This is a genomic window from Paraburkholderia sp. RL17-373-BIF-A (assembly GCF_046030175.1).
Taxonomy (GTDB): Bacteria; Pseudomonadota; Gammaproteobacteria; order Burkholderiales; family Burkholderiaceae; genus Paraburkholderia.
On the sequence record NZ_JARESO010000035.1, the window covers coordinates 56,176 to 81,650 of the forward strand.

General features: G+C 60.6%; 26 protein-coding genes. 13 read left to right on the forward strand and 13 right to left on the reverse strand.

Going from position 1 to position 25,475, the window contains the following annotated elements:
* Positions 1-89 precede the first annotated feature (89 nt).
* Positions 90-1,049, reverse strand: a complete 960-nt coding sequence (locus tag P0D80_RS32755; RefSeq protein WP_132381610.1) for a GlxA family transcriptional regulator — start codon at positions 1,047-1,049, stop codon at positions 90-92.
* A gap of 110 nt (positions 1,050-1,159) precedes the next feature.
* On the opposite strand from P0D80_RS32755, the gene P0D80_RS32760 reads away from it, so the two are divergent.
* From P0D80_RS32760 to P0D80_RS32780, 5 genes are all read left to right on the forward strand, one after another.
* Positions 1,160-1,465 carry a putative quinol monooxygenase gene (locus P0D80_RS32760; RefSeq protein ID WP_408177714.1) on the forward strand — a complete coding sequence of 102 codons (306 nt, stop codon included), beginning with the start codon at positions 1,160-1,162 and terminating at the stop codon, positions 1,463-1,465.
* A 181-nt stretch (positions 1,466-1,646) separates the two neighbouring features.
* Positions 1,647-2,261 carry a hypothetical protein gene (locus P0D80_RS32765; RefSeq protein ID WP_408177713.1) on the forward strand — a complete coding sequence of 205 codons (615 nt, stop codon included), beginning with the start codon at positions 1,647-1,649 and terminating at the stop codon, positions 2,259-2,261.
* A gap of 219 nt (positions 2,262-2,480) precedes the next feature.
* Positions 2,481-3,239 carry an alpha/beta fold hydrolase gene (locus P0D80_RS32770; protein WP_408177712.1) on the forward strand — a complete coding sequence of 253 codons (759 nt, stop codon included), beginning with the start codon at positions 2,481-2,483 and terminating at the stop codon, positions 3,237-3,239.
* A gap of 43 nt (positions 3,240-3,282) precedes the next feature.
* Positions 3,283-3,906 (forward strand): cytochrome b/b6 domain-containing protein, encoded by a 624-nt coding sequence (locus tag P0D80_RS32775; RefSeq protein WP_408290122.1) that lies wholly within the window; start codon positions 3,283-3,285, stop codon positions 3,904-3,906.
* A gap of 2 nt (positions 3,907-3,908) precedes the next feature.
* Positions 3,909-4,685 carry a molybdopterin-dependent oxidoreductase gene (locus tag P0D80_RS32780; RefSeq protein ID WP_408290124.1) on the forward strand — a complete coding sequence of 259 codons (777 nt, stop codon included), beginning with the start codon at positions 3,909-3,911 and terminating at the stop codon, positions 4,683-4,685.
* 76 nt (positions 4,686-4,761) lie between these two features.
* On the opposite strand, the gene P0D80_RS32785 is transcribed toward P0D80_RS32780, so the two are convergent.
* Both P0D80_RS32785 and P0D80_RS32790 read right to left on the reverse strand, forming a co-directional pair.
* The gene (locus P0D80_RS32785; RefSeq protein ID WP_408290126.1) at positions 4,762-5,250 is read right to left on the reverse strand and encodes an SRPBCC family protein; all 489 of its coding nucleotides are present in this window, start codon (positions 5,248-5,250) and stop codon (positions 4,762-4,764) included.
* A 202-nt stretch (positions 5,251-5,452) separates the two neighbouring features.
* Positions 5,453-5,926 carry a VOC family protein gene (locus tag P0D80_RS32790; protein ID WP_408290128.1) on the reverse strand — a complete coding sequence of 158 codons (474 nt, stop codon included), beginning with the start codon at positions 5,924-5,926 and terminating at the stop codon, positions 5,453-5,455.
* A 296-nt stretch (positions 5,927-6,222) separates the two neighbouring features.
* Between P0D80_RS32790 and P0D80_RS32795 the strand changes: the two genes are divergently transcribed.
* Positions 6,223-6,657, forward strand: coding sequence for a MarR family winged helix-turn-helix transcriptional regulator (locus P0D80_RS32795; protein WP_132381596.1), 435 nt, complete (start codon positions 6,223-6,225; stop codon positions 6,655-6,657).
* 64 nt (positions 6,658-6,721) lie between these two features.
* Here the strand turns inward: P0D80_RS32795 and P0D80_RS32800 are convergent, their stop codons facing one another.
* Together P0D80_RS32800 and P0D80_RS32805 are read right to left on the reverse strand one after the other, a co-directional pair.
* Positions 6,722-7,495, reverse strand: coding sequence for an enoyl-CoA hydratase (locus P0D80_RS32800; RefSeq protein WP_408177707.1), 774 nt, complete (start codon positions 7,493-7,495; stop codon positions 6,722-6,724).
* A 195-nt stretch (positions 7,496-7,690) separates the two neighbouring features.
* Positions 7,691-9,433 (reverse strand): IlvD/Edd family dehydratase, encoded by a 1,743-nt coding sequence (locus tag P0D80_RS32805; protein ID WP_408290131.1) that lies wholly within the window; start codon positions 9,431-9,433, stop codon positions 7,691-7,693.
* Between the two features lie 361 nt (positions 9,434-9,794).
* On the opposite strand from P0D80_RS32805, the gene P0D80_RS32810 reads away from it, so the two are divergent.
* The 3 genes from P0D80_RS32810 to P0D80_RS32820 are packed head-to-tail and all read left to right on the forward strand — an operon-like array spanning position 9,795 to position 12,651.
* Entirely contained in the window at positions 9,795-10,883 is a 1,089-nt protein-coding gene (locus tag P0D80_RS32810) for a sugar ABC transporter substrate-binding protein (RefSeq protein ID WP_408290133.1), read from the forward strand.
* Complete coding sequence (locus P0D80_RS32815) at positions 10,880-11,881, forward strand: ABC transporter permease (protein WP_408177704.1); 1,002 nt, start codon at positions 10,880-10,882, stop codon at positions 11,879-11,881. Before P0D80_RS32810 ends, P0D80_RS32815 begins: the two co-directional genes overlap by 4 nt.
* Positions 11,881-12,651 carry an ATP-binding cassette domain-containing protein gene (locus tag P0D80_RS32820; protein WP_408177703.1) on the forward strand — a complete coding sequence of 257 codons (771 nt, stop codon included), beginning with the start codon at positions 11,881-11,883 and terminating at the stop codon, positions 12,649-12,651. The genes P0D80_RS32815 and P0D80_RS32820 overlap by 1 nt, the downstream gene beginning before the upstream one ends.
* A gap of 60 nt (positions 12,652-12,711) precedes the next feature.
* Here P0D80_RS32820 and P0D80_RS32825 read toward each other — a convergent pair whose 3' ends face one another.
* From P0D80_RS32825 to P0D80_RS32840, 4 genes are read right to left on the reverse strand one after another with little or no spacing between them, the layout of a single operon-like run.
* A complete protein-coding gene (locus P0D80_RS32825; protein ID WP_408290136.1) occupies positions 12,712-13,542 on the reverse strand; it encodes an amidohydrolase family protein in 831 nt (276 codons plus the stop codon).
* Complete coding sequence (locus P0D80_RS32830; RefSeq protein WP_408290138.1) at positions 13,539-14,387, reverse strand: sugar phosphate isomerase/epimerase family protein; 849 nt, start codon at positions 14,385-14,387, stop codon at positions 13,539-13,541. The genes P0D80_RS32825 and P0D80_RS32830 overlap by 4 nt, the downstream gene beginning before the upstream one ends.
* The gene (locus P0D80_RS32835; protein WP_132381580.1) at positions 14,384-15,124 is read right to left on the reverse strand and encodes an SDR family NAD(P)-dependent oxidoreductase; all 741 of its coding nucleotides are present in this window, start codon (positions 15,122-15,124) and stop codon (positions 14,384-14,386) included. The genes P0D80_RS32830 and P0D80_RS32835 overlap by 4 nt, the downstream gene beginning before the upstream one ends.
* A 7-nt stretch (positions 15,125-15,131) precedes the next feature.
* Positions 15,132-16,475 carry an MFS transporter gene (locus tag P0D80_RS32840; RefSeq protein WP_408290140.1) on the reverse strand — a complete coding sequence of 448 codons (1,344 nt, stop codon included), beginning with the start codon at positions 16,473-16,475 and terminating at the stop codon, positions 15,132-15,134.
* 166 nt (positions 16,476-16,641) lie between these two features.
* Here P0D80_RS32840 and P0D80_RS32845 point away from each other — a divergent pair, with 166 nt between their 5' ends.
* The gene (locus P0D80_RS32845) at positions 16,642-17,556 is read left to right on the forward strand and encodes a LysR family transcriptional regulator (RefSeq protein ID WP_132381576.1); all 915 of its coding nucleotides are present in this window, start codon (positions 16,642-16,644) and stop codon (positions 17,554-17,556) included.
* Here the strand turns inward: P0D80_RS32845 and P0D80_RS32850 are convergent.
* Together P0D80_RS32850 and P0D80_RS32855 are read right to left on the reverse strand one after the other, a co-directional pair.
* Entirely contained in the window at positions 17,553-18,089 is a 537-nt protein-coding gene (locus tag P0D80_RS32850; RefSeq protein ID WP_132381574.1) for a chromate transporter, read from the reverse strand. The genes P0D80_RS32845 and P0D80_RS32850 overlap by 4 nt on opposite strands.
* Positions 18,090-18,123: 34 nt before the next feature.
* Entirely contained in the window at positions 18,124-18,750 is a 627-nt protein-coding gene (locus P0D80_RS32855; protein WP_408290143.1) for a chromate transporter, read from the reverse strand.
* Positions 18,751-19,178: 428 nt separating this feature from the next.
* On the opposite strand from P0D80_RS32855, the gene P0D80_RS32860 reads away from it, so the two are divergent.
* Positions 19,179-20,813: a D-alanyl-D-alanine carboxypeptidase/D-alanyl-D-alanine-endopeptidase gene (locus tag P0D80_RS32860; RefSeq protein ID WP_408177698.1), complete on the forward strand. Its 1,635-nt coding sequence runs from the start codon at positions 19,179-19,181 to the stop codon at positions 20,811-20,813.
* A 28-nt stretch (positions 20,814-20,841) separates the two neighbouring features.
* Here the strand turns inward: P0D80_RS32860 and P0D80_RS32865 are convergent, their stop codons facing one another.
* Together P0D80_RS32865 and P0D80_RS32870 are read right to left on the reverse strand one after the other, a co-directional pair.
* Positions 20,842-22,467, reverse strand: coding sequence for a D-alanyl-D-alanine carboxypeptidase/D-alanyl-D-alanine-endopeptidase (locus P0D80_RS32865; protein WP_408290145.1), 1,626 nt, complete (start codon positions 22,465-22,467; stop codon positions 20,842-20,844).
* Positions 22,468-22,584: 117 nt separating this feature from the next.
* Positions 22,585-23,487, reverse strand: a complete 903-nt coding sequence (locus P0D80_RS32870; RefSeq protein ID WP_408177696.1) for a LysR family transcriptional regulator — start codon at positions 23,485-23,487, stop codon at positions 22,585-22,587.
* Positions 23,488-23,790: 303 nt separating this feature from the next.
* On the opposite strand from P0D80_RS32870, the gene P0D80_RS32875 reads away from it, so the two are divergent.
* Together P0D80_RS32875 and P0D80_RS32880 are read left to right on the forward strand one after the other, a co-directional pair.
* Positions 23,791-24,795: an aldo/keto reductase gene (locus P0D80_RS32875; protein ID WP_408177695.1), complete on the forward strand. Its 1,005-nt coding sequence runs from the start codon at positions 23,791-23,793 to the stop codon at positions 24,793-24,795.
* Positions 24,796-24,981: 186 nt separating this feature from the next.
* On the forward strand, positions 24,982-25,290 hold the full coding sequence (locus P0D80_RS32880) for a hypothetical protein (protein ID WP_408290148.1): 309 nt from the start codon (positions 24,982-24,984) through the stop codon (positions 25,288-25,290).
* The last annotated feature ends 185 nt before the right edge of the window (positions 25,291-25,475 follow it).

The following is a 25,475-nucleotide window of genomic DNA, read 5'->3' on the forward strand; positions in this document are numbered from 1 at the left end:
GCGTGGCGCACGATGCTGCCGGCGTCGCTACTGTGCGAACTCGGCCGGACCGGACGGCGGGCGCATCGCACGACGGCTATTGTGACTCATCAAGATCCCCGCAACTCACGCACTCCCTTACCCAACCGCCGCCGCAGCAACGTTCGCAAAGTGTGACCGTCCGCATACCCGACTTGTTCAGCAATGCGATCGACCGTGAGCTTGGTCGTCTTGAGCAATTGAACGGCACGCTCGATCCGCAGATCCTGTATGTACTCGACGGGCGTTTTACCGAGCACCGCATTCAGACGTCGCGTCAACGTCCGCGTGCTGGTCGCCAATGCATCGGCGACGGCGTCGAGCGAGATTGCCGTGTCGAGACGCTCACGCACCCAACGGTCGAAACGCTCGACGAGCGGGTCCGAATGGGAAAGGTGATCGGAGATCGCATACGCCGACTGCGACAGCCGCGAATCGAAGACGAGGTAACGGGCTACGAGCGCCGCAAGCTCAGGACTGTTGTTGCGGATCAACCAGAGCGCAAGGTCGACGTGGCTCAGGGCCGCCCCTGCCGTCAGCGCGCCGCCGCTGGAAACGACGATCCGATGTGCATCCAGATGCACGTGCGGATAACGCTGCCGGAATAATGGTGAGAGCCACCAGGTGGTCGTGGCTTCGCCACCGTCGAGCAAGCCGCTTTCAGCCAGCACGAACGTGCCCGTACAGGCGGCCGCAACCCGGGCGCCGCCGCTGCGCCATGCACGCAAGGCACTCGACGCATCGATCACATCATCGCGGCCGAGCAAAGGCACAAGCGCATCGGCTGTTATGCGGTTGAGCGCCGGCAAGACGACCCAATCCGGCGCAGGAGCGTCGGACATATCGCAAACGGGTACCTGCATCCCGAGCGCGGTACGCACCTCGGGCCGCAGCCCCACCACGGTAATGTCGAAGCCCGGCGTGGTCATCCCTGTCGCTTGCGCAAGGCCGTTGGCCATCGTCAGGCTATCGAGCACAGTGGTGAGACCTGTGTCGAACACGCCCTCGAGCGCGAGGACAAAAATTCGCATGGCAGAATTGGTACCAAAATTGTCGATTGAGACAGTATTCCCCTGCGCACTCTGTTTGTACAGTGTCACTCACCGCATGAACCCATCACGCGGACACTGGAGAAACGAAGATGATCAAGCACGCTTTTTTTGTCCGACTTGAAGCCAAACCGGGAAAGGAGCAGGCGGTCGCAGACTTCCTTACCAGTGGCCTTGAAATGACCAATCGCGAGGCGACCACGCCGATCTGGTTCGCCCTCAAGTTCTCGCCGACGACGTTCGGCGTCTTCGACGCCTTTGCGAGTGAAGAGGATCGTCAGGCACACCTGCTCGGTAGCATGGCCAACGCCCTGATGGCGCGCGCCGACGAGATGCTGGCAAGCCCTCCTTCCATCGAACCGATCGACGTTCTGGCCATGAAAAATCAACTGCCCTGACCCGTTCGCGCCTCGGCAGCGCACAAACCCGCGCGGGCGGTCTGTCTCCTGTCGATCGGCGTTAGCGCTTTAGTTGTCGACCAGACTTCGCGCTTGGGCGCCCTGCTCTGGTCCCATGCAACATGGGTTGCTGCAACCGCGGCGCCCCGATTCAATCGCATTCATGTAGATGGAGTAACTCGTGTCGATTCATTACAAACTAGGCGTTGTATTCGCTGCCATTGCGTTTTCCAGCGTGTCTTTCGCGCAAACGCCTGACGTCAAACCGGAACGGATTCGTGGCGATATCGTGTCGTTCAAAGGCGAAATGCTGACCGTACACCGGAACAGCGGCGATACGGTGTCAATCGATGTCAAGCCGGACGTCGGCGTGTCGGCTTTCAAGGCCGCCAAACTTGCCGACGCCAAAGTCGGTTCGTACGTCGGGACGCCGGCGCTCACGGGCAGCGATGGGAAATTGACGGCCACTTCGATGATCGTTTTTCCTGAGGCGGCACGCGGTACGGCCGAAGGACATTTCGCCTATGACTTCGGTCCTAACAGCACAATGACGAATGCAAACGTAGTATCGGTTGTCACCGCCACCAGCGGCCGTGAACTGAATCTGTCGTACAAGGGCGGCTCCAGCACGGTGACCGTGCCGACAAACGTGCCCGTCGTGACGCCGGTTCCGGTCAGCAAAGCCGATCTAATCGCGGGAAAGAAAGTTTTCGCCGTGGTGACCCCAGGCGCGAACGGGGTTTATGACGCGCACGTGCTGTTCGTCGAAAAGGACGGCGTGGTGCCGCAGTTCTAACGCATGATGCCGGTCTCCGCTGTGGCCGCTAGTGGCGATGATCTTCCCTGATGGCAGCAAGCGCGGCCGGCCACGGTAGCGGCCTGAATCGTGTTGGAAATCATAGATGACCACGACAGCGGCTACGCGTCACCTCATGCCGTCGACATTCCGATTTTCTTTTCCATTCATTCAACAATCCTAATCCATTGTTGCGCTTCTAATATTCAAGGATTCACCATGCGTTTTCCCGCGTTACGAGCCGCCGCCGTACTCTGCCTGCTCACCACTGCCGTCGCGCCGGCTTTTGCCGCACCCGTTAAGAATATCGTGGTGGTCCACGGCGCCTTCGCCGATGCCGCGGGTTGGCGCCCCGTCTACAACATTCTGACGAAGGATGGCTACCACGTGACACTGGTGCAACAACCGCTGACATCGTTTAACGACGACGTGACTGCCACGAAACGCGTGCTCAGCAGCCTCGACGGTCCGTGTGTACTCGTCGGTCACAGCTATGCCGGCGCGATTATCAGTGAAGCCGGGAACGACGATCACGTGAGCTCGCTGGTCTACATCGCCGCGCATGCGCTCGACGCCGGCGAAACCATGGCGGCCAACGGCAAGAAGTACCCGGGTTCACCCATCTCCATCGTCGGCACGCCGGATAATTTTGTCTACCTGAAACCCGCCGACTATCCGTTGCAGTTCGCACCCGACCTGCCTCGTGCGCAGGCCGAGTTCGAAGCGCATGCGCAGATACCGCTTGCGGCGTCCGAGTTCTCCGCGCAAATTTCCGATCCGGCATGGAAGACAAAGCCGAGCTGGTACATGGTCGCGAAGGCCGACAAGATCATCAATCCGGACCTCGAGCGCATGTACGCGGCGCGCGCTCACGCCAATACGGTCGAGATCAACGGTGCGAGCCATGCGGTGTTCGAATCTCATCCGCGGGAAGTCGCTGCGCTGATCGAACAGGCAGCGCAGCATTCCGGCCAGTAGCGATTGATATTCCGAGCAAGCCGGTGGCTTGACGTTTCCGACGATGCGCAACCTCATCAATCACGAGATCGCTTTGAGCCACGCAACGATTCAACCCGCCTGGGTCCGCATCACCCACTGGATCAATGCACTCGCTGTCGTCCTGATGGTGATGAGCGGCTGGCAAGTCTATGACGCCTCGCCGATCTTTCCGGTCTTGCGATTTCCTTCTGCCATCACATTGGGCAACTGGCTCGGCGGGGCCTTGCTATGGCATTTCGCGGTGATGTGGCTGCTGGTGGCGAATTTCCTCGTCTATATCGGGCTGAATTTCGCCACTGGTCGCCTGCGCCGAAAACTGCTGCCGATCAGCTTTAGATCACTTGCAACCGATCTCGTCGCCGCGCTGCGCGGCACGCTCGGGCATGAGGACCTCACCTGCTATAACGCGGTACAGAAATTCGCCTATCTGGTAGTCATCGCCGATATCGCGGTCGTGGTTCTGTCGGGACTGGCGATATGGAAGTCCGTACAGTTCCCGCTGCTGCGCACGCTGATGGGCGGATACGACAACGCCCGCGTCGTGCATTTTGTTGCCATGAGCGTGCTGGTTGCGTTCTTCGTCGTGCACGTCGTCATGGTGGCGCTGGTGCCGCGCTCCCTGCTCTTGATGATTCGTGGACGCTAGCCATGCCCAGGAAGCCCGATACGTTTCTCTTCTCTCACGCTGAATCCATAATCAAGGACGCGCGCAACGAACTGAAAAATCCGGCCCGCCGGCTGCTTGGCAGGCGAGTTCTCACGCTCGGCGGGTTAGCTTTGCTGTCGGGCTGCGATCTGACCAATGACAAGTCGGTGAACACCATGCTGCGCAGAATGTCGTTCTTCAACGACGAGGTGCAAGCCCTGTTGTTCGATCCGAACGAGATGGCCCCGACCTATCCTGAGTCGATGATCACGCGACCGTTTCCGTTCAACGCGTTCTACGAGGTCGACGATGTGCCCGAAGTCGACGCCGCTACCTACCGGCTCCAGGTGGGTGGTCTTGCGACTGGCAAACGCGTCTGGACGCTCGATGAACTGCGCGCAATGCCACAGGAAAGCCAGATTACGCGTCATATCTGCATTGAAGGATGGAGTGCGATCGGCCGATGGGGCGGCGTGCGCTTCTCCAGTCTCCTGAAGCATTCGGGCGCGGACACCACAGCGAAGTACGTGTCGTTGCACTGCGCGGACAACTACTGGACCAGTATCGACATGCCCACTGCACTGCATGCACAGACGCTGCTTACGCTGACCTACGACGGTCAGGTGCTGCCACCGAAATACGGCTTCCCGATGAAACTACGCATGCCGACCAAGCTCGGTTACAAGAATCCAAAGCATATCGTGGCGATCACTGTGACGAACGAATACCCCGGTGGTTACTGGGAAAACCAGGGCTACAACTGGTTCGGCGGCTCCTGAACGGCACACTTCATCGAACGGCTGGGGCGAATTCGTGCTTGCGCTGATTGAACCGTGCTCCAGCCAGGATGGAGCTTCATTCCTGCTCGATGCCGAGCAGCCGCGCGTCCAGCCGCCGCGCCAGCGCCGCGCCGCCTTCGCGCATCACCGCATCGTGGTTCCATTGGAAAACCGGTCGCAACAACGGCGCCAAGGCATTCATCCATGGGCGCTTCGTATGCACGCACCAGTCATAGCGGACTACAGTCAGAGCGCGTCCATCGGTCGAAAAGCTCCACCGGCCGGCGCCTTCGACATCGCCACTGGCCTCCCCCTCCAGCGCGACCAACGGGTCGACGCGCGTCACCCGCATATCGAACACGAGGCGATAGGGCAACCAGCCTTTCCACGTATAGCGTTGAACGACGCCCACGCCCTGATCGGAACCTGCCTGCAACTGGTCCACGCGCTCGACGTTATGCCACCACTCGGGCCAGCGCGCCGAATCCTGGATTGCCGCCCACACGTCCTGCACTGGCGCATCGATGCGCCAGATGGTGGAAAAGCGGTATTCGACCGTCCGCAAGCTGCCTCCGTTCTTAGTATTCTTCTAGAGATTTTGTCAGATGCTCACTGCACTTGCCATTACCGACGAAACAGCGCCGCGTTTCCCGCTCTCGGGATCTCGCCTGGCGTTAGGGTTCCAGAAACGTATGAGATGAGCGTCGGCCGGAAGCGGACAAACCCGACCGACGCTCTATGGCACACATGATATACGGGGCCTTTTGTCAATCCGTCGTCCCCGCATAGGCGGCTTTCAGCGTGGCGATGTCGAACTTCACCATTTTTAACATGGCGTCGGCAGCACGCGTGGCCTTGGCGGGATCGGGGTCAGCCATCATGTCGAGGATATCGGTCGGAACGATCTGCCACGAGACGCCGAAGCGGTCTTTCAGCCAGCCGCACTCCTCGGGTGCGCCGCCGCCCTCGAGAAGAGCGTTCCAATAGCGGTCAAGTTCTGCCTGGTCGGCACAGTTGACCATCAAGGATATCGAGTGGTTGAACGCGTCGAGTCGCCCCGCGCTCATGGCGATGAAAGGCTGCCCAAAGAGAACAAACTCGACAACCTTCGTGGAACCGGCGCTCGGCACCGCAGTAACCCGAGTGACGCGCGAGTCTGGAAAAATACTCGCATAGAAAGCAGCGGCCTCCTCAGCTTCCGTGGAATACCAAAGAAAAGGCGTGATCTTTTGAATCGTCATGGCAAATCTCCTGTCAGTGGTGGCTGAATGCGGAGGCAAGCCGCATGCTGCCATTGAGACGACGAAGGAAGACCATCAAAATGGACACGGCGGGAAGAAAAAGTTCACTTTTATTAGCTGCAGCCATGCGGGTATGACCCCGGTTGAGCAGTTGTTTCGTGGCCGCACTCGGCCTCATTTGCCGACTCCCGCCGTCTGTCGTCCGATATGACTTATGCTAAGATAAAAGTTCGTACACGAACTAACTTCCAACAAAAAAGCGCCGAACTCTGGAGCGCAACAGGCGAGGTTGAAACATGGATCATCGGCTCGTATATCTGCTCAATGTGGGCCAAAAGCGCCTGAATCGATGGTCGCAGACTCGCACAGCCGCAGGTGGCGTCACCGCCGCGCAGGCGGGACTGCTTTTCTTTCTCGGGAAAAACGACGGCGCCCTCACAAGCGAGGCGGCCGCGGCACTCGATCTCAAGGCGCCGGGAATGAGCGGGTTGGTCGATAGAGTTGAGCGGGCCGGTCTTGTGGAACGCCATTCGGACGAACTCGATCGACGCGCGTCGCGGCTTTGGCTGACCGCCGCAGGACGCGCCGCACTCAAGCGGTCGAAGTCGGGTCTTGCTGAGTTGAATGCACGATTGACGGAGGGATTTACGTCGTCAGAGATCGACGTGGTTGCGCGCTGGCTGACGAGTTTGCAGGACAAGTTTCCCGACGTCGACGAGGAAGCGGCATAGGGTGACACTGAACGCGGCGGCACAGCCGTGCCGCCGTCTTGCTCGGCGGTGTACGCCGCTCACATCATCGCGGAATCTTCGTGAAGTCTGGCCGGCGCTTTTCGGCAAACGCCAGGAATGCTTCTTTCGCCTCGGCACTTGCGAGCCGCTCCACGAATATCGTGGTTTCCCGATCCATCTGGGCTGTCAGCCGCTCTGCGTCCCGCATGAGCCGTTTCGTTGCCGTCAGAGATCCGTAGGGCCTGGTGGCAATTTTCTCGGCAATCCGGCGTGCTTCTGTACGCAGTTCCGCAATCGGGACGAGCCGATTTGCAATACCCCAGGCAACGGCGGAATCAGCCGAAACCGGGTCGCCGAGCGCGAACATTTCGAATGCCCTGACGTGCCCAATCTGTAGCGGCATAAGGTAGCTCGAGGCGGCCTCGGGAACCAAGGCCAGATTCACGAAGGGGGTCATCAATTGCGCCTCTTCGGACAAAAGCACGTAGTCGCAATGGAGCAACATCGTCGTACCGATTCCGACCGCCTTGCCCTGAACAGCGGCCACGATAGGCACTGTCGCGTTAGCCAGGTCGCGAAGAAAGCGGACCACCTGACGTTCCTGTGGACCGTTGCCCGCAGCCTGCATGGCGAATTCCGAGAGATCGTTACCGGCTGTGAACATGTCCCCATCTGACTGAATCAATAATGCGCGAACGTCCTCATCGACATTGGCCCGCTCGACTGCATCCGCAAGCGCGCCATACATCACGTTTGTAATGGCGTTCATTTTTCCTGGTCGCGAGATCGTTACGACCAGCACGCCATTTGCAAGTTCTACATTCACTTCCGCATTCATTGCTTCGTCTCCAAAGATTTGCTCCGGCTATCTACGGGTATGCACGCCTGGGCACATTGGAACGCGTCTAAACGTTCGCATGCGAAGTATATAACATTCGCATGCGAAGTAAACGTCTTTGTCATCGACTGGACATGCGTACAGGAAGCCGCAGCGACGCACAGGTTGCGCTGTCGATCGCCCGCTCTCCGCCGCTCAATGCGAATGGCGCGGCACTTCCGCGCCCCGGCAGCCCACCAGAAAGTCGAAGTCACATCCCTGATCGGCCTGCAACACGTGCTGAACGTACAGATGCCGGTAGCCGCTCGCGTCGGCGGGATCGTCCTGGCGTGCTTGAGTCCATGCGGCGAGACGCGCGGCGAGTTCGGCATCGCTGACGTCGAGATGCAGGCGTCCGGCATCGCAGTCCACTTCGATCCAGTCGCCGTCCTGGACCACCGCAAGCGGGCCGCCCGCGCGAGCCTCGGGCGCTACGTGCAGCACCACCGTTCCGTACGCGGTGCCGCTCATCCGCGCATCGGATATCCGCACCATGTCCGTCACGCCTTGAGCCAGCAGTTTTGGCGGCAGACCCATGTTGCCGACTTCGGCCATGCCCGGATAGCCCTTGGGTCCACAATTCTTCAAGACCAGCACCGAATCCGCGGTCACGTCCAGGTCGGGTGCACCGATGCGTGCCTTGTAGTCTTCGAAGCTTTCAAAAACCACCGCCCGTCCACGATGTCTGAGGAGCGCGGGTGTGGACGCGGAAGGTTTGAGCACCGCCCCGTTGGGCGCAAGGTTGCCGCGCAGTACGTATAAGCCGCCGTCCGGAAAAATCGGCTTATCGAGCGTGCGGATGACTTCCTCGTTGTAAAGCGGGGCATCCTTGCAGTTGTCCCACAGCGACTGACCATTCGCAGTCAACGCACCCGGATGCGGCAGCAGGCCGCCTTCGCCGAGCCGGCGCAAGACCGCAGGCAGGCCACCTGCGTAATAAAACTCTTCCATCAGGTAGCGGCCCGACGGCTGCAGGTCGACTACCGTCGGGGTACCGCGTCCAATCCGCGTCCAGTCGTCGAGTTCAAGGCTCACGCCGATACGTCCGGCAATAGCCTTCAGATGAATCGCCGCATTCGTCGAGCCGCCGATCGCTGCATTGACGCGAATCGCATTTTCGAATGCTTCACGGGTGAGCAGTGCCGACAGACGTAGATCCTCCAGCGCCATCTGCACGATGCGCATGCCCGACATATGGGCCAGCACATAGCGGCGCGCGTCCACCGCGGGAATCGCCGCATTGTGAGGCAGCGTGACGCCGAGCGCTTCCGCCATGCAGGCCATCGTCGATGCGGTGCCCATCGTATTGCAGGTACCCGCCGAGCGTGACATCCCGGCTTCGGCGGACATGAAGTCGTGCAGCGAGATTTTGCCCGCCTTCACCTGCTCGCTCAGTTGCCAGACGATCGTGCCCGAACCGATATCGCGGCCTTGATGCTTGCCGTTGAGCATCGGACCACCGGTGACGAGGATCGCCGGCACGTCGCAGCTTGCCGCGCCCATCAGAAGCGCGGGGGTCGTCTTGTCGCAGCCGGCCAGCAGCACGACGGCGTCGATCGGATTGCCGCGAATCGACTCCTCGACATCCATGCTCGCAAGATTGCGTGTGAGCATCGCCGTGGGTCGCAAGTTCGACTCGCCGTTGGAAAACACCGGGAATTCCACCGGGAAACCGCCCGCTTCCAGCACGCCGCGTTTCACGTGTTCAGCAAGCTTTCGAAAATGGGCATTGCACGGGGTCAACTCGGACCACGTGTTGCAGATCCCAATAATTGGTTTACCGTGAAATTCGTGATCGGGAATGCCCTGGTTTTTCATCCAGCTTCGATACATGAAACCGTTCTTGTCGGCCGACCCGAACCATTGGGCAGAGCGTAGCGGGCGCTTTCCGTTCTTCATGTCCCTCTCCTTCCAGGTGCCAACTCGATAGTAATACTATTAAATCGGTGTATCGTGCACATCATTCCGGCGACACCAGACCAGGTCCGTCATCGTGTTGCGCCGCACCCCGAGCTGCAAATGAAAAAGGCAAAGCTGCGCGACAGTAATTAATTAGTCAGACTAGTTAAGGGTATACATCGATTAGTGGGCAAAAGTGCGTGATATAGCATTTTCTGAGGGGTAGTCATGCGTACGCGCGCGCACGTGGGCGTTCCGAAAGGAGTGGTGCCCGGCTCCGGTGCCTGTCTTGCCGGAGCTTTTCCTGCTTGCGCCGTTATAAACAGTGAAGTGTTCAACAACTGAGAGACGGGAGACTGAGATGGCGCAAGAAAAGGAAGACAAGGACGAAGTGCAAGGCATGCGTCGGGGATTGCTGCAGGGCGCAGGCCTGTCCGCAGCACTGGCGCTAATGGGTGGAATGGGTGGAATGATCTCGCAGGCCCAGGCGGCGGAAGCAGGTTCGTTCCCGGCGCACAAACGGTGGAGAATCGTATTCGTCAACCATGTCACGACGAATCCGTTCTTCGTGCCGACGCAATACGGCATTCACGACGCGACCGCTTTGCTGGGCATGGACTATCAATGGACCGGCTCGGCCAATGCCGACATCGCCGAAATGGTGAATGCGGTCAACGCGGCGATCGCCTCGAAAGCCGACGCGATCGCAGTACCGATCGTCGACCCCAAGGCGTTCGACAAACCCATCCAGGCCGCGCTCGACGCCGGCATTCCCGTGTTCGCCTATAACGCCGACGCGCCTTCGGATTCCACGAATCCGCGCCTTGCGTATATCGGCCAGGATCTTTATCTGTCCGGTTATCAGATGGGCGAGCGGATTGTGAGCCTAATCGATAGCGGCCTCGTCGCGCTCTTTATTGCCACGCCCGGCCAGCTCAACATTCAGCCCCGCCTCGATGGCGCGGTGGCTGCAATCAAGAAATCGGGCAAGAAGATCGACGTGCAGACCATCGCAACCGGCGCGACCGTCAACGAAGAACTCTCGAAGATCAAATCGTTCTATCTCGGCCACCAGGATCTCAAAGGCATGTTCGCGGTCGACGCGGGCAGCACCCAGGGCGTCGCCGTGGTCATGAAGGAATCCAACCTGCCGTCCAAAGGCGTTCACGGCGGCGGCTTTGATCTCTTGCCGCGCACGGTCGATCTGATTCACGAAGGCTTCCTCGACTTCACGATCGACCAGCAGCCGTACGTGCAGGGTTTCTATACCGTGGTCGAGGCGTTCACCTTCCTCGCCTCCGGCGGGCTCGTCGGACCGGCCAATGTCAACACGGGTCTGAAGTTCGTCACCAAGGGTACGGTGGATCCGTACCTGAACACATCGACGCGCTATGAAGGCAAGAGCACGAAAGCCCAGATCGTGCCACGCACCGGTGCGATCAAAGGGTGACGTCTTCTGTGACGGACGCCCAGAAAGCCGCCCAACGTCCGAGGCGCCGGTCAGGCGCGCTCGGGCGTTCCAGCGAGATCCGCATCTTTGCGGTGGCGCTCATCCTCTGCATCTACTTCGAGACGGTCAACCATGACTTTCTGCTGACCAGCGCGAGTCTGCAGAATCTCTCGCAGTTCATCGCGCCAGTCGCGATCATTGCCTTTGGCGAAATCATGCTGATGATCGGCGGGGAGATCGATCTCTCCGCCGGGATGGTCTTTGCGTTTGCGCCTTTCATCATGCACTTCGCCATCGAGGCGGGCTTGCCGCCGTGGCTCGGAATGCTCACCGGCGTGGTTGCCGCGGGCCTCGTCGGTCTGATCAACGGCGCCGTGACGGTGTACCTGCGCATCCCCTCGTTCGTGACGACGCTCGGCACGTTGTTCTTCGTGAACGGCCTCACGTTGACGATTTCACGAGGCACGCCGGTTTCGCCGCCGGAAAACTCAGCGTTTGCGGCATTCATGGGCGGATGGGGGTACAGCGAAATCATCTGGACGCTTGTCATTGCCGCCATCATGCATGTACTGCTACGTCACACACGTTGGGGTTTGCATACGATCGCCTCGGGCGCGAATCCATTGGGTGCGAGCGAGGCGGGGATACAGGTCAGACGGCTGAAGCTCGGCAACTTCATTCTTGCCGCGTTCCTCGCCGGCCTGACCGGGATCCTCGAGGGTTTCCGCATCACGTCGATCGATCCGCAAGCGGGCGGCAACCAGATCATGTTTCTTGCCGTCGCCGCAGCGGTGATTGGCGGCACGCCGCTCGCCGGCGGATCGGGCACGATCATCGGCGGGCTGATCGGCGCGGCGGTGCTTGGCATTCTCAACGACGGCTTCACGCTGATCGGCATCAACGCCTTCACCTTCAACATGATTCTCGGCGCGGCGATTCTCGGGGCCATGATCTTCAACATTCACGTGGTTCGTCTCGCACGCAAAGGGGAGCTGTAATGTCCGAAGTGCTGGAGGCGCTGCGCGGTGAAGACATTGTCAAGCGCTTCGGCGCGGTCACCGCACTCGATGGCGTGACGCTCACGCTAAGACAGGGCGAGATTCTCGGCGTACTCGGCGACAACGGCGCAGGCAAATCGACGCTGATCAAGATTCTGACCGGCTTTCATCAGCAGACAAGCGGCAAGCTTTTTGTCGGCGGCGAGGAAACCATGCTTCGGTCGGTCGATCACGCCCGTTCGCTCGGCATTGAATGTGTCTATCAGGATCTGGCGCTCGCCAATTCCCTGAGCATCTATCACAACATGTTCCTGAATCGGGAGATCATCCGTCGAGGGCCGTTTCGCCTGCTGAACAATCGCGCAATGCGTGAGCGCGCGGCGGAGTGTCTCGAAGAAATCGGCGTGCACGTGCCCTCGGTCGACCTGCCGGTCGAGCAGCTTTCGGGCGGGCAGCGACAGGCTATCGCGGTCGCTCGCGCGGTCAATTCGAATGCAAAGATACTGCTGCTCGACGAACCGCTGGCCGCGATGGGCGCCCGCGAGGCTGGACTGATCATCGACCTGATCCTTCGGCTGAAGGCGAAAGGGGGCCTGTCTATCGTCATGATCATGCACAACTATGCGCAGACGCTCGACATCGCGGATCGCGTGATGCTCATGCAACGCGGACGGGTGACCTACCAGCGGGAGGCAGCCAGCACGTCGGTCGAGGAGCTCATGGAGATCGTGCGACGCGAATATCGGGCAATGCGGACAACGACGCATTGATACGCAGCGGCAAGTCTTGCCTCTCGGGTCACTCGCAGTGGCAGCACAGCGACTGCACCTTCAAGCGTCGAAGCCAAACAAGTTGCGAGGCGTCGTCCACAAAACACGCCGGCGTGCGTCCGGATCGGGAATCAAACGCTGAACCAACGTCAGCAACGGCGCATAATCCATCCGCACCGGCGAGCGCAGGAACGGCCAATCCGAACCCCACACACAGCGATCCGGCCCGAACGTGCGAAGAATCTGCCGGGCGAAAATCTGCGCGTCTTCGTACGGATATTCGAGCTGCGAAAACTTTTGCAAGCCGGAAAGCTTGACGACCGTGCGCGCGGTGTCGGCAAGACGCAGGAGCGCCTGGAAGCCGGGCTGATTCAAGTCGGCCGCGACATCAGGTCGACCGCAGTGGTCGATCAGCACCCGCGTCGCAGTCCGCCCGATCAGCGGCTCAAGCGCAACCAACTGATCGCCCGTGACCTGGATCTGCGCGAACATGTCGAGGTCAGCCAACGTATTGAAAAGCGCGTCGGCGTCGTTGAGCGCCTCGACGCCTTCCATCGCCGGATTGAAGGCGACGCCGACCACGCCCGCGCGCTTCATCTCCAGCAACGCTTCCCGGCTCACCCCGTTGTCCACCACGGCGATGCCTTTGAAGCGATCGCCATAGCATGCAATGGCATCGAGCATGCAGCGATTGTCGGTGCGATAGCCGCTCGTCGGCCCGACCAGCAACGCATGTCGCACGCCACATGCGTCCATGACGTGGACAAACTGCGCAGCGGTGCCGATCTCCTGCATCGATGGCCGGTACGCGGTGTCCGCGCGATAGGGAAAGCGTGCGGGATCGAAAATATGGTTGTGACAGTCGATCTTCTCTTCATCGAAGATATTCATTGCTGCGACTCTCCGAAAGATTCGTGTCGGCGGCGTGCCACTTCAAGCATAGCGCGCGTGCTTCGGTACGCAAGTTCGAGCCGGTCCTTCGCAGGCAGCGACGGCAACGGCATCTCCACGCCCAAGGCCGTGCCGGCAGGCAGCGCGTCCAGCAAGTCGATGAGCGGCAACACCCCTTCGCCCGGCGGCAAACGGCCGGTGCGCGCTTCGAGGATCGTCGCATCGTCACCGACCGGCGCGTGCTGCGACGCGTCGCAAAGCTGCACGGCGCGCACCATCCCCACCGGTAACGCCCGAACGTCGGCCGGACTACCGCCCGAGCGCGCGAGATGCAACGCGTCGACGAGAATCGCGAGGTTGGCGCTGTCCACGCGCTCGACCATCGACCGGGCCTGCTTCAGCGTGCCGACATGGCGCCAGCGCATGAACTCCAGATCGACACGCAAACCATATTGCGCGGCCAATTCGCACAAGGCCGCGAGGTTGGCGGCAAGCCGCCCGGCGTCGGGATCGTCGCCCGAGACTGTCACGCAACGGGCGCCCAGATCGGCCGCTGCGTCGAACATCGGCGCATAGGACGCGACGTCGATATCGGGCAGCATCGGAATGAACTCGACGTCGTGCACCGTCATGCCCTCGTCGGCAAGCACGCGCCGCAGTACGCAATGCGCTTCGCTCCCCACGATGGACGGGTACGCGATCGCATCCGCGGAGGTCGGGTTCAGCCTCAGCCCCACCGCATCGAACCCCGCGCGCGCCGCTTGCGTGACCCATTCCAGCGGGGCCAGCTCCAGCGCGGTGAGATGCGCGACCGCAAGCTTCGGAGCTTTTGTCGGCGCGCTCAATATGTGGCCCTCCCGCCGGTCAGATCGAACGTGAAGCCGCTCGTAAAGCTGCATTCGGGACTCGCGATCCAGCTAACCATCGCACCGACTTCCTCGATCTGCAGAAAGCGGCCCATCGGAATCTTGGCCTTGCTCGCCTCGATATGCGCGTCGGACATCTCGCTGAACAGTTCGGTTTCGACCATTGCCGGCGCGACGCAGTTGATGAGCACGTTGTCCTTCGCCAGTTCCTTCGCCGCGGCCTTGGTGAACGCGATGACACCCGCCTTCGCCGCCGAGTACCCCGAGATGAACTGAACGCCTTCCTTGCCCGCAATCGACGCCACGTTGACGATGCGGCCGCCACCGCGCGCGCGCATATGCGGAATGGCGACGCGGCAGCAGTAAAACACGCTGTTCAGATCCACGGCGATCACACGTTGCCATGCGTCCACCGGATATTCCCAGCACGGCGCCACCGGTCCATTGATCCCCGCGTTGTTCACGAGAATATCCACTTGACCGAGATGGTCGAGCGTGGCCGCGAAGGCCTGTTCGACCGAGTTCATGGAAGCGACGTCCACCTGCTGAACGTGGTCGGGCGCGAAGCCCAGACGTTGCGCGCCGCAGTCGTCCACGTTCAGGTCCCACACCGCGACGCGTGCGCCGTCCGCTTTCAGTTTTTGCGCGATGCCCAGACCGATGCCACGCGCGGCGCCCGTGACGATGGCCACTTTCCCGTCGAGAGAGCGAGTCATATTCGATTTATTCCTTTGCTTGAAGAATGTCGTTTTGCAGTTCGATGCGCCTGATATCGCCAACCACGAAGATGTATGAAAGCGCGCCGACCAGCGTGACCGCCGAGATGAAGGCCAATGCATAGACGAACGAGCCCGTCGCGTTGACGATCAGGCCGATCACCAGCGGCGTGACGATCCCCGCTGCATTGGCGAACAGATTGAAGATGCCGCCGCTCAAACCGAGCAGACCTTTTGGTGCGATGTCCGAGACGATCATCCATGCAAGCGCCGACATCCCTTGAGCAAAGTACGCAATGCAAAGAATCGCGATGACGGTTGCAGTGGACTCGACATAGTTCGCAAGGACAATGCTCGACGCAGCGAGCAGGCCCACGATCACCGGCAGCTTGCGCGACCAGTTCAGGGAGATGCCCCGGCGCAGCATGGCGTCGGAGATCCAGCCTCCCGCGAGCGTACCCACGGACGCGGCGATGAACGGCAGCACCGCGATCAGCCCGACCTTCAGCCACGGCATGTGACGCTCGGTGACGAGGTAAGTCGGGAACCACGTCAGAAAGAACACGTTGGTCGAATTGCAGGCGAACTGGCCGAGACAGATGCCGAGCATGCTGCGCCGCTTGAGAAGCGCGCCGATGTCGGACCAGCGAAAGTGCGTGGCCTGCTGGCTTCCGTCGACCACGCCGCCGCCATCCGCGATGTAATCGAGTTCGGCGCGATTCGCGCGCTTCGACTGATGCGGCTCGTGAAAGCGCATGAGCCAGATGCCGCCGAACACGACCCCGACCGTGCCGACGATGCCGAACAACGCACGCCATCCATAGCGTTGTTCCAGCCAGAACAGGAACGGGCTCAGGAAAGCGAGGCCGACGTATTCCGCGAACGTGTAGATGCCGGTTGCGCGGGCGCGCTCGCTCTGTGGAAACCAGATCGCGACCACGCGGCTGTTAGTCGGAAAACAGGGTGCCTCGGCAATGCCGATCAGCAAACGCATGATCAGCAGCGAGACGAAACCTGTCGCCAGCCCCTGCAATCCCGTGAAAAGAGACCACAGCGTGAGTGCGAAGAAATACGTCCAGCGGGTTCCGACGCGGTCCAGCATCACGCCGCCGGGAATCTGCGAAGCCGTGTACGTCCACGAAAACGCTGAGAAGATCACGCCCATCAGCGCGGGATTCAAGCCGAGTTCGTGACTCATGCTCGGTGCGGCAATGCCGGCGACGCTGCGATCCAGATAGTTGATCATCGTGCCGACCGCCAGCAGCGCGAGTATGCCGAAGCGGGCGCGGGTCCGCCGCGCGGTCGTGGCAACGTCGATTGCCGCGACTCCAGACTGAGTTGCCTGATTCATCTTGTCTCCATCCTGTCTGCTCTTTGTCTCGAGTGCACTATGCAACGCGGGAGACGGGCTCCCGTTGAGCAGATACTAGATAGTTGCCGCAAGCTTGTCGTATGCCGAGTTTCAGCTACCCTATAACTTTTGGTTAATATCCCCGGATACGCGTTCTGGAGGATGCATGCGGTTCAAGCTCAGGCAGATGGAAGTGTTTCGTGCGGTCATGCTGACCGGCTCGATCAACGCAGCGGCGAAGATGCTCTACGTGTCCCAACCGGCTGTCAGCAAGCTCATCTCCCACACTGAGACCACCTTGGGGCTGCGCCTCTTTGAACGCACGAAAGGCCGGCTGATACCGACAGCGGAAGCGCAGGCGCTATTCAGGGAGGTGGAGCAGGTCTATCAGGCGGCGCTGAGCGTCGATGAATTCGCGCGGGCGCTGGCGCTTGGGCCGGCGAGCCTGTTGCGGGTGTCGTGCAGTCCGTCGTTGGCGACGTCGATCGTCGCGCCTGCCATCGTCGAGTTGAAACGGCAGTTGCCGGCGCTCAGCGTGGATTGGCACACCACGCTGATGGCCGACATGCCGCTCGAAGTCTTGAGCAAGGCCGTCGACGTGGCGGTCACATCGATGCCGATCGAACACGAACACCTCGACGTGGTGCCGTTCATGCGCGGCAGGATGGTCTGCGTCGTGCCGCCGCTTCATCGTCTAGCCGCGCCCGAGCCGATTGCGCTGGCCGAGCTGATTGGCGAACCCATGATTCTCTTCAGGCGCGACATTCCGTTCGGCACGATGATCGCGCGCGCATGCCAGCAAGCCAATGTCGAACTGCAATCCGTGGTGGACGTCACGCGCGCGGACCAGGCGCTGGCACTGGTGAAAGGCGGACTCGGGCTCGCTATCGTCGACGAGTTCGCCGCCGAAGGTCAGGGCTTTATCGTCCGTCCGCTGATCGAGGAACTCGAACTCGTCTCCACCTTTGTCTATTCGAAGTTCTCTCCGCCTTCCCGCAACACGGCGTTGCTGATGCATGCGGTCTACAAGCAGGCGCAACGCATCGACCGGCAGATTGCGGGTGCGTCGCTGCCGGACTAGAGCAAACCCGCGAGATGCAGCACGACGAACGACCCGGCGCCGCCCGCTATCAACACCAACGCGTTGATTCGGGTCGTCATCACCAGCACGGTCGCGATTGCCGCGGTAAGCCACGCTATCCAGCCGCCATCGAGTTGTTTCATCAACACGTAGACGGCGGCCAGAATAAGACCGGCGGCGACGGGCCGCAGACCTGCCTGCAACGCGTTCAGCCAGCGGGCGCCTTCATGTCTGTTCCACACGTGCACGACACCGCACATCAGGAACGCCGTTGGCCCGAACAAAGCCAGCGTCGCCACGAGCGCTCCGCCAAAGCCGCCCACCTGCCAGCCGATCAATGTCGCCAGCAGCGACCCCGGACCCGGCGCGAGCCGCGCAATCGCGAAGTCGCTCAGGAATTGGGCGTGCGTCATCCAATGATGCACGTCGACGACTTGCCGTTGGACCTCGGCAATGATCCCTTGCCCGCCGCCGACCGTCACGATCGAAAGCGGTGCAAAAACCGAAAACAGTGCGATGAGATTTCTGGACACGTGAGGTAGCTTTCTGAAAGTTGCCCGACTGTCGTTATTGCTGCCGCGGCGAACGGACGTATTCGTAGCCGACGCTCAGGACGCCGGCTATCAACACTGTCCACACGAGCGACGCCCTGAATAACGCCACCGCCACGAAGGTCGCGATCAGCATGAGGTACGAAAAAAGCCGCCGCGGCAGCCTGCGCGCGGCGGTGATCGCCATCGCCGCGGATAGGCCGATTGCACCTGCCGCCGCACCCGCCAGCGCGGTATGCGTGAGTGGCAGATAGGCGATGGCCGAGAAGAATGCACCGAGCAGCACGATCAGGACGGCCGGCGGGAAGATGATTCCGCAAAATCCGGCCAGCGCGCCGCGCCAGCCAAGCAAACGATAACCGATCCAGATGGCCAGATTCTTGATGTTGACGCCCGGCAGCGCCTGCGACAACGCCAGTCCGTTGAGGAACTCGTCCTCGCTGAGCCAGCGCCGGTCGTGCACGAACTCGCGCAGAAACCAGCCACTCAATCCCCCGCCAAAACTCGTGAGACCGATGCGGGAAAAAATAAGGAACAGCCCTAGCGCGGTCACCTCGCCCGGCGCACGTCCGCCGCCTTGCCCGATGGCTTCGCGCGTCGATGCCGGGTCGAAAACTTCTTGCCCGTTGGTGCCTTTGACCAATGCTCCCTCCTTACGAACTGTGTGGCAAAGCCGATGAATCCCGGCGCTTCGTTGGCGTCGTTGCGGCCACAACGACGCTGTTACCCCGGTTTGCCCCGAGTGCTAAATGATAGCTGCAATAAGCCGGCCTATTTCACTCATCATGCAACAACGCCAAAGCTTCGCCGCCTGCGCGTCAATGCATACAGTCTCCTTGACACCCGTTCAGGACGGTATTTAATTCCACTATCTGCCGGCCGGGTCACAAAGTAGAAGTGCATTACCTGCTGTTGCCGGAGATCCAATTTCGCACCGTGCGTGATTTTCACTTCATGCGGCGCTGTCGTTCGCCTGAGCGCCGGACCTTCTGATGCTGCAATCTCGCCGTGACGGGATGCATCCGCTGCGAATCGAGCCGCTTACCGTGCAGTCAACGCTGGAGACATGCCATGAGCCCGACCATCGATCGACAGTGGAAACGTTGGGCCGCAATCGCGAGTGCCATTCTGCTGGTGTCGTGCGGCGATTCGATCAATTCGAATCCGACCGTCCCCGATTCGATCATGCAGGTGATGCAAAAGCCGATCTACAAGAGCGCGACCTGGTCGATGCGAGTGGTCGACCTCGACTCGGGCGATGTGATCTACGACATGAACTCGAGCGCACAAATGCTGATCGGTTCGGTGCGCAAGCTCTTTTCGGTCGGCTCCGCGTTGAATCAACTGGGTGCGCAGCATCAATTCGTCACGCCGGTCTACCGGCAGGGTACGGTCAATGCTAGCGGCACCCTCACCGGCAATCTGATTCTGCTGGCAAGCGGCGATCTGACAATGGGCGGCCGAGCCAACCCGGACGGCACGATCGCCATCACGAACTTCGATCACAACGAGGCCGACTCGTTGGGCAACGCGATACTCGCCACGCCCGATCCGCTCGCCGGCTTCAATTCCCTCGCGGCGCAGGTCGCGGCTGCGGGCATCAAAACGATCAACGGCGATGTCGTGATCGACGACCGGCTTTTCGAGCCTTTCAACTTCCGCGGTGAGTTCAATGTGCGGCCGATCTTCGTCAACGACGACGTCGTCGACGTCACCCTGAACCAGAGCGCCGAAGGCTCGGCCGTTCCATTCGACTGGCGGCCCAAAACGGCCGCGTTTAGCGTGCAATCCACGCTCGCGACGGGCAGCGCGACCTCGGGTCTGGATATCAAACTCGCACCGGAACCGCCGTTGTGCATCGGCTCATCGGGTTGTGTCGGCAACGTAACCGGGAACGTGCCGGCCGGGTTCGTGCCGCCACTGACGAACGCCTACCCGCTGATTCGCACGTTTCGCGTGACCGAGCCATCCAATTACGCCCGCACGGTCTTTATCGAAGCCCTGGCCCGCGCGGGTGTCACGGTCACGGCGACGCCCGTCGCCGCCAATCCGGTTCAGTTACTGCCCGCGCAAGGCTCGTATTCGAGCGCGACGCAGGTTGCGCAACTCACTTCGCAACCGTATGAGCAATACGTTAGATACGTCATGAAGGTCAGCTATAACATCGGCGCTGATACGAGCCTCATGCTGTTCGGTCTTGCGAACAACAACGCCAAGACGCTGACCGACGCGTTGGCGGCGGAACAGAGCGTGCTGACCACCACGTTCAAGATCCCGTCGAGCCAGTATCACTTCATCGACGGCAGCGGCGGCGGCGACTCGACTGCGAGCGGCACTGCCGTCATTGCCATGCTGAGAGGCATGAGCACGACGCCGGTTTTTTCGCCCTACTTCGACGCGTTGCCGGTGCTGGGCGTAGACGGATCGCTGGCCACCATCACCGCCTTCGAATCCGATGCGACGCTTGCAGGGGCGAAAGGCCAGGTGCACGCGAAGACCGGCACTTACGTCACGGAGAACCCAAACGCGCCGACGTCACCGTTCCTGAGAGGACAATCCCTCGCCGGCTATATCGATGCGAAAAGCGGCCACCGGATCGCCTTCGTGCTGACGGTGAACAACGTTCCTATTTCGGGCATCATCGACGTGCTATCGGTCTTCCAGGACGAAGGCACGATTTCGGCGATGCTCTGGAAACTGCAGTAACGCGGCGGCGCAGCCTGCCTGCGTTTCGTCAATACCGTGCGTAGACGATGCCGAGTATTTCTGCCTCGTCGTCGAATACATCGAGCGTATCGGTGAGCGCGGCCACCGGACCGGCGTTGTTGACGAACAGCGCGTAGGCGAGCCGCCGTCCGCTCTTTGCGTCGATATAGCCGGCCATGTTCATGGCGATCATCTGGCCGCCCGTGACGGTCGCGCCACTCTTCACGGCGATATGCTCCTTGCCCGGCACGTTTTTACCGATTGCGGCAAGCGAGCCATCGACACCGAGAATCGAGAGTGCGTTCCGATACACCGTGTAGTTCGGCCGGCGGCTCATTACGCTGAGCAGCGTCGCGGTGGTGCGTGCCGTCGCGCGGCTGTCGGGCGTGCCGCTGCCATTGGTCGGAAAATTGAAGCCCGCTCCATCGAGGCCCAGATCGCCGGTCAAGGATTGACGCTCGGTGGCCAGCGCGTCGCCGACGGTCCGCGCGCCTTTCGTCAAACCCTGGTACATCAGGCTCAGATTAGCGCCCGTATTCAGGCTGACCTTGAGGATCAGCTTCGCGAACTCCGAATACGGCAACGACGTAAAACTCGCGACCTGCGTCGCGCTCGTATACGTTTGCGGCGCGGGCAATTTGTCTGAAGCATTTGGCTGGACAGCGGGCGCCGACACCGTCACGCCGGCGCGTGCCAATGCGTCGATGAAGGCGGTCCGCGCAAAGGACGGCGGATCCTCGACACGCAGGTTGCTGACGTACAGGTCGTTGCCGATCAACGCTGCCTGATAGCCGGCAGGGATCGACGCCGGCGTGTTGAGGCTGGCTTCGCCGGAGATGGTTCCTTTGCAGCCGGGCGTGGCGAGACAACTGAGCGGCCCTTCGTCGAGCGCGTCGCCGGATGTCACGATGTCCGGTGCGCTGTTGGCCGCAGTCGTAATCGACGTTCCCTGCATGGTCATCGCGCTCGTGCGCGGCCGCCAGTCGAGCTGGCCAGGTTGCCCCGCGTTCGCACCCGGTGCGAGCGTCACATCGATCACGTTCTCGTTGATGAGAATCGGCGAAATGAGCACGTTGCCATTCGGCACGCGGAACGCGTCAAAGAGCCTGTCGTCGATGATCACGTCGCCGCTGATCGACGTGATGCCCGCCGCCCTGACCTGCGCGGCCAACTGGTTCACGGCCGTCAATGGATCTTCGGGTGTCAGGATCGCACCATTGAAGGCACGCGCCTCGTTATGATCGAAGTCGGTGAAATCGATCGTGCCGTCGGCCTTCATCCGGCCGCCGAAAGTCAGATCGCCGGATGCCTTGACGATTAGATCGCCGGTCAGTTTGCCGGATGCGTCGATGGTGCCATTACGATAGACCGGCGTTTCAAAACGATAATCCGGACCGATGGCGTTGAGTGCCGTCCCCACCGAGAAGAGCTTGCGCACCGAGCCGGTCAATGACAACACGTCAGGCTGCAGCGAGTACAGCACTTCGCCGGTGCCCGCGTCCATGACGATCATCGACCATTGCGACTTCGCACTCGTATAGCGCGGCTTGTCCATGATCTGCGCAATAGGATCTTGCGAGAGTTCACTGCCGCAACCGGCGACGAACGAACTTGAGGCGATCAACGCCAGAACAGCCAGGAATTGCATGCGCATGGGAATTCCCGCCGATCGCCATGGGAGAGTTTCAGCATAGTATGCCGGCGGCAGGAATACAAAATGCTCTGCTGCAACGCGCGGATTTGTCTCGTACGAGAGGGGGATTCGCTGACGCTAGTTCGTCTTCGGACGATAACGCAGCGAATCGATAATCAGCGCCATCGCTCGCGAAGACTCGGATCGGCTGGCGTAATACGCGTGCAGGCCCGGAAATGTCGGGCACCAGTCGTCGAGCACGCGAATGAGACGCCCCGCCGTAACGTGAGGTTGCGCCAGGTCGGACGGTATGTACGCAAGGCCGTAACCGGCCAATGCGGCATCGAGCATGTGATAGGTACCGTTGAACGAAAACTGGCCCTCCACACGAACCTGGACTTCTCGGCTGCCTTTTTTCAGCTCCCACGCGTAAAACGCTCCGAGTGTCGGCAAGCGCAGGTTGATGCAGTTGTGCGCCATCAGATCCTGCGGCTTTTTCGGCAACGGCTGCTTTTCCAGGTAGGCCGGCGTGCCGACGATCGACATCTTCATATCCGCGGCAACGCGCACCGCAATCATGTCCTTCGCGACCTGGTCTCCGTTACGAATGCCGATGTCGTAGCGGTCCGCCACGATGTCAGTTAAGCCGTAGTCCGTGATGATCTCGACCTTGATCTCCGGATATTTACGGAGCACCTTCGACAACCTGGGCCAGAGCACCGTGTTGGTCGCGTAATCGGTCGCGGTGATGCGAATCGTGCCGGCGGGTTTGTCGCGAAGTTCGGTGACGGCCGTCAGTTCGGTTTCGATCTCCTCGAAGCGAGGCGCTACCGTCCGCAGGATGCGCTCACCTGCCTCGGTCGGCGATACGCTGCGCGTGGTTCGCGTCAACAGCCGCAGGCCGAGCCTGGTTTCGAGCGCGCGGATCGTGTGGCTCAAAGCCGATTGCGATACACCGAGTTGGGCGGCCGCGCGAGTAAAGCTGCGTTCGCGCGCGACGGCGATGAAAGCGAGCAGATCGTTGAAATTTTCGCGTGGCATTGATGAACCGGCCTCATGGGTGATTGCGGAATTTAACCACTAGTCACACAGGTGTGCACTGGTTAAATTCGTCGGGTCAATGCCAGCTTTTATTTCACGTCGGTTGCGACGCGCCACCTGAACTAAAACTAGCCGCGTTTGCACAGGCATATAGGAATATTCATGAATGCATTTCATAACCTCTTGCGGTTTCATGGACTTAATCTCTAGACGGCGAATGCCTATCATCTGAACCTAGCCGCTGTTTATAGCGTGGTCCGGAAGAGTCGCAGACCGCAGGCGTAGCCTGCATGGAGAAAGCTAATGGATTATCGGTATTTGGGCCGTAGCGCTCTCAAGGTTTCACCCTTGTGTCTGGGCGCGATGATGTTCGGTGGTGAAACGGATGAAGCCACGTCGAAGCGCATCATCGATAAAGCGTTCGATCAGGACGTCAACTTCATTGACACAGCGGATGTCTACCACGCTGGCCGTTCCGAGGAAATCGTCGGCCGTGCGATTGCCGAGCGCCGCGACAGCTGGGTGATCGCCACGAAGTTCGGCTACCCGACGACGCAGGGTCCGAACGAACAGGGCCAGTCGCGCAAGTGGATCATTCAGTCGGTGGAAGCCAGTCTCAAGCGCCTCGGCACGGACTATATCGACATCCTCTACTTTCACCGCGCACTGCTCGATGCACCGCTCGAAGAAGGTGTCCGTGCGATTGGCGACCTGATTCGCCAAGGAAAGGTTCGCTACTTCGGCTTGTCCAACTTCCGCGGCTGGCGCATTGCCGAGATTGTGCGTCTTGCCGACCAGCTCGGCATCGAGCGCCCAGTCGCCAGCGAGCCGCTTTACAACATGGTGGACCGCACTGCCGAAGTCGAGCAGTTGCCCGCAGCGGCGCACTATGGCATCGGCGTCGTGCCTTATAGCCCGCTCGCCCGCGGCGTGCTGACCGGCAAATACACGTTGGATGGCGCGCCGCCGGCTGATTCGCGTGCAGGGCGACGTGACAAGCGCATCCAGCAGACCGAATGGCGGCCTGAATCGCTGGCGATCGCGCAGAAGGTTGCGGCGCACGCCGCGGCACGCGGTACCAATTCGATCGCCTTCGCATTGGCCTGGGTGCTTAAGAACAGAATCGTCAGCTCGACTATCGCCGGTCCTCGCACCGAGGCTCATTGGGACAGCTACGTTCAGGCGCTGAATGTGCAACTGGGAGCCGACGACGAAAAGTTTGTGGACAGCTTGGTGCCTCCCGGTCACGCATCGACGCCGGGCTATACGGATCCCGGATATCCGATTGAAGGTCGGCCAGCTTTCTGACGCCTCAAGACGCAAGCTTTTCCATACGGCGAATGCCAGTCGCTGACATAAAAACGAGCCTCCTAAGGATTCCCTGACCCAAAGTTCAGCATCGGCCACTCTTATTTTCTTGATCTCCTGACAGCACCGCGAAAACTGGCCGCATACGATGAACGCACGCCGATCGTCCTTCATCCGAGTGCTGCCATGGTTCCCTATCTGTCCGAAAGAGAAAACTCGATCGAGCACGTCAACGCAATGTGCTTGCATCTCTTCGACCGGTGGTGCGAAACCAGAAGCGTCGTGCCGCTGACGTATCTGTTAAGAGGCTGGCCGATGATGAACAGCGACCCCGAGACCCTTCGCCGTCTCGGAACTGCGTTACGGGAGCTCAGACGGCAACATCTGCACGACTCCAACGATGCCGCCTTTCAGGAAGTCTGCGAGCTATCGGATTGTGTCGAGGATCTGCTGATCCTGTCGTCCCTGCCAACGTGGCTGACGAGCGGCTGGTAGCGCGAACGGCGACGTGGAGGACAGCGTGCATTTCAACGAGATCAGTGACGAAGAGTGGCTGCTGCTTGCGCCCATCCTGGCGGATCCCCCGATTGTTCACCGGCAGCGCGGCCGGCCGCGCGCGGGGGGGGGGGTGGGGGGGGATTTGCGGGGGGGGGGTGTGTGCACGGGGTGTTTTAAAAAAA

What these genes read in the sequence shown, in the direction of transcription:
- P0D80_RS32810 (WP_408290133.1), top strand. Translation starts at nt 9,795, where the DNA reads ATGGCGCAAGAAAAGGAAGACAAGGACGAAGTGCAAGGCATGCGTCGG.
- P0D80_RS32755 (WP_132381610.1), bottom strand. Translation starts at nt 1,049, where the DNA reads ATGCGAATTTTTGTCCTCGCGCTCGAGGGCGTGTTCGACACAGGTCTC.
- P0D80_RS32760 (WP_408177714.1), top strand. Translation starts at nt 1,160, where the DNA reads ATGATCAAGCACGCTTTTTTTGTCCGACTTGAAGCCAAACCGGGAAAG.
- P0D80_RS32780 (WP_408290124.1), top strand. Translation starts at nt 3,909, where the DNA reads ATGCCCAGGAAGCCCGATACGTTTCTCTTCTCTCACGCTGAATCCATA.
- P0D80_RS32835 (WP_132381580.1), bottom strand. Translation starts at nt 15,124, where the DNA reads ATGACTCGCTCTCTCGACGGGAAAGTGGCCATCGTCACGGGCGCCGCG.
- P0D80_RS32820 (WP_408177703.1), top strand. Translation starts at nt 11,881, where the DNA reads ATGTCCGAAGTGCTGGAGGCGCTGCGCGGTGAAGACATTGTCAAGCGC.
- P0D80_RS32860 (WP_408177698.1), top strand. Translation starts at nt 19,179, where the DNA reads ATGAGCCCGACCATCGATCGACAGTGGAAACGTTGGGCCGCAATCGCG.
- P0D80_RS32845 (WP_132381576.1), top strand. Translation starts at nt 16,642, where the DNA reads ATGCGGTTCAAGCTCAGGCAGATGGAAGTGTTTCGTGCGGTCATGCTG.
- P0D80_RS32875 (WP_408177695.1), top strand. Translation starts at nt 23,791, where the DNA reads ATGGATTATCGGTATTTGGGCCGTAGCGCTCTCAAGGTTTCACCCTTG.
- P0D80_RS32770 (WP_408177712.1), top strand. Translation starts at nt 2,481, where the DNA reads ATGCGTTTTCCCGCGTTACGAGCCGCCGCCGTACTCTGCCTGCTCACC.
- P0D80_RS32870 (WP_408177696.1), bottom strand. Translation starts at nt 23,487, where the DNA reads ATGCCACGCGAAAATTTCAACGATCTGCTCGCTTTCATCGCCGTCGCG.
- P0D80_RS32880 (WP_408290148.1), top strand. Translation starts at nt 24,982, where the DNA reads ATGGTTCCCTATCTGTCCGAAAGAGAAAACTCGATCGAGCACGTCAAC.
- P0D80_RS32790 (WP_408290128.1), bottom strand. Translation starts at nt 5,926, where the DNA reads ATGACGATTCAAAAGATCACGCCTTTTCTTTGGTATTCCACGGAAGCT.
- P0D80_RS32825 (WP_408290136.1), bottom strand. Translation starts at nt 13,542, where the DNA reads ATGAATATCTTCGATGAAGAGAAGATCGACTGTCACAACCATATTTTC.
- P0D80_RS32775 (WP_408290122.1), top strand. Translation starts at nt 3,283, where the DNA reads ATGCGCAACCTCATCAATCACGAGATCGCTTTGAGCCACGCAACGATT.
- P0D80_RS32840 (WP_408290140.1), bottom strand. Translation starts at nt 16,475, where the DNA reads ATGAATCAGGCAACTCAGTCTGGAGTCGCGGCAATCGACGTTGCCACG.
- P0D80_RS32865 (WP_408290145.1), bottom strand. Translation starts at nt 22,467, where the DNA reads ATGCGCATGCAATTCCTGGCTGTTCTGGCGTTGATCGCCTCAAGTTCG.
- P0D80_RS32795 (WP_132381596.1), top strand. Translation starts at nt 6,223, where the DNA reads ATGGATCATCGGCTCGTATATCTGCTCAATGTGGGCCAAAAGCGCCTG.
- P0D80_RS32800 (WP_408177707.1), bottom strand. Translation starts at nt 7,495, where the DNA reads ATGAATGCGGAAGTGAATGTAGAACTTGCAAATGGCGTGCTGGTCGTA.
- P0D80_RS32805 (WP_408290131.1), bottom strand. Translation starts at nt 9,433, where the DNA reads ATGAAGAACGGAAAGCGCCCGCTACGCTCTGCCCAATGGTTCGGGTCG.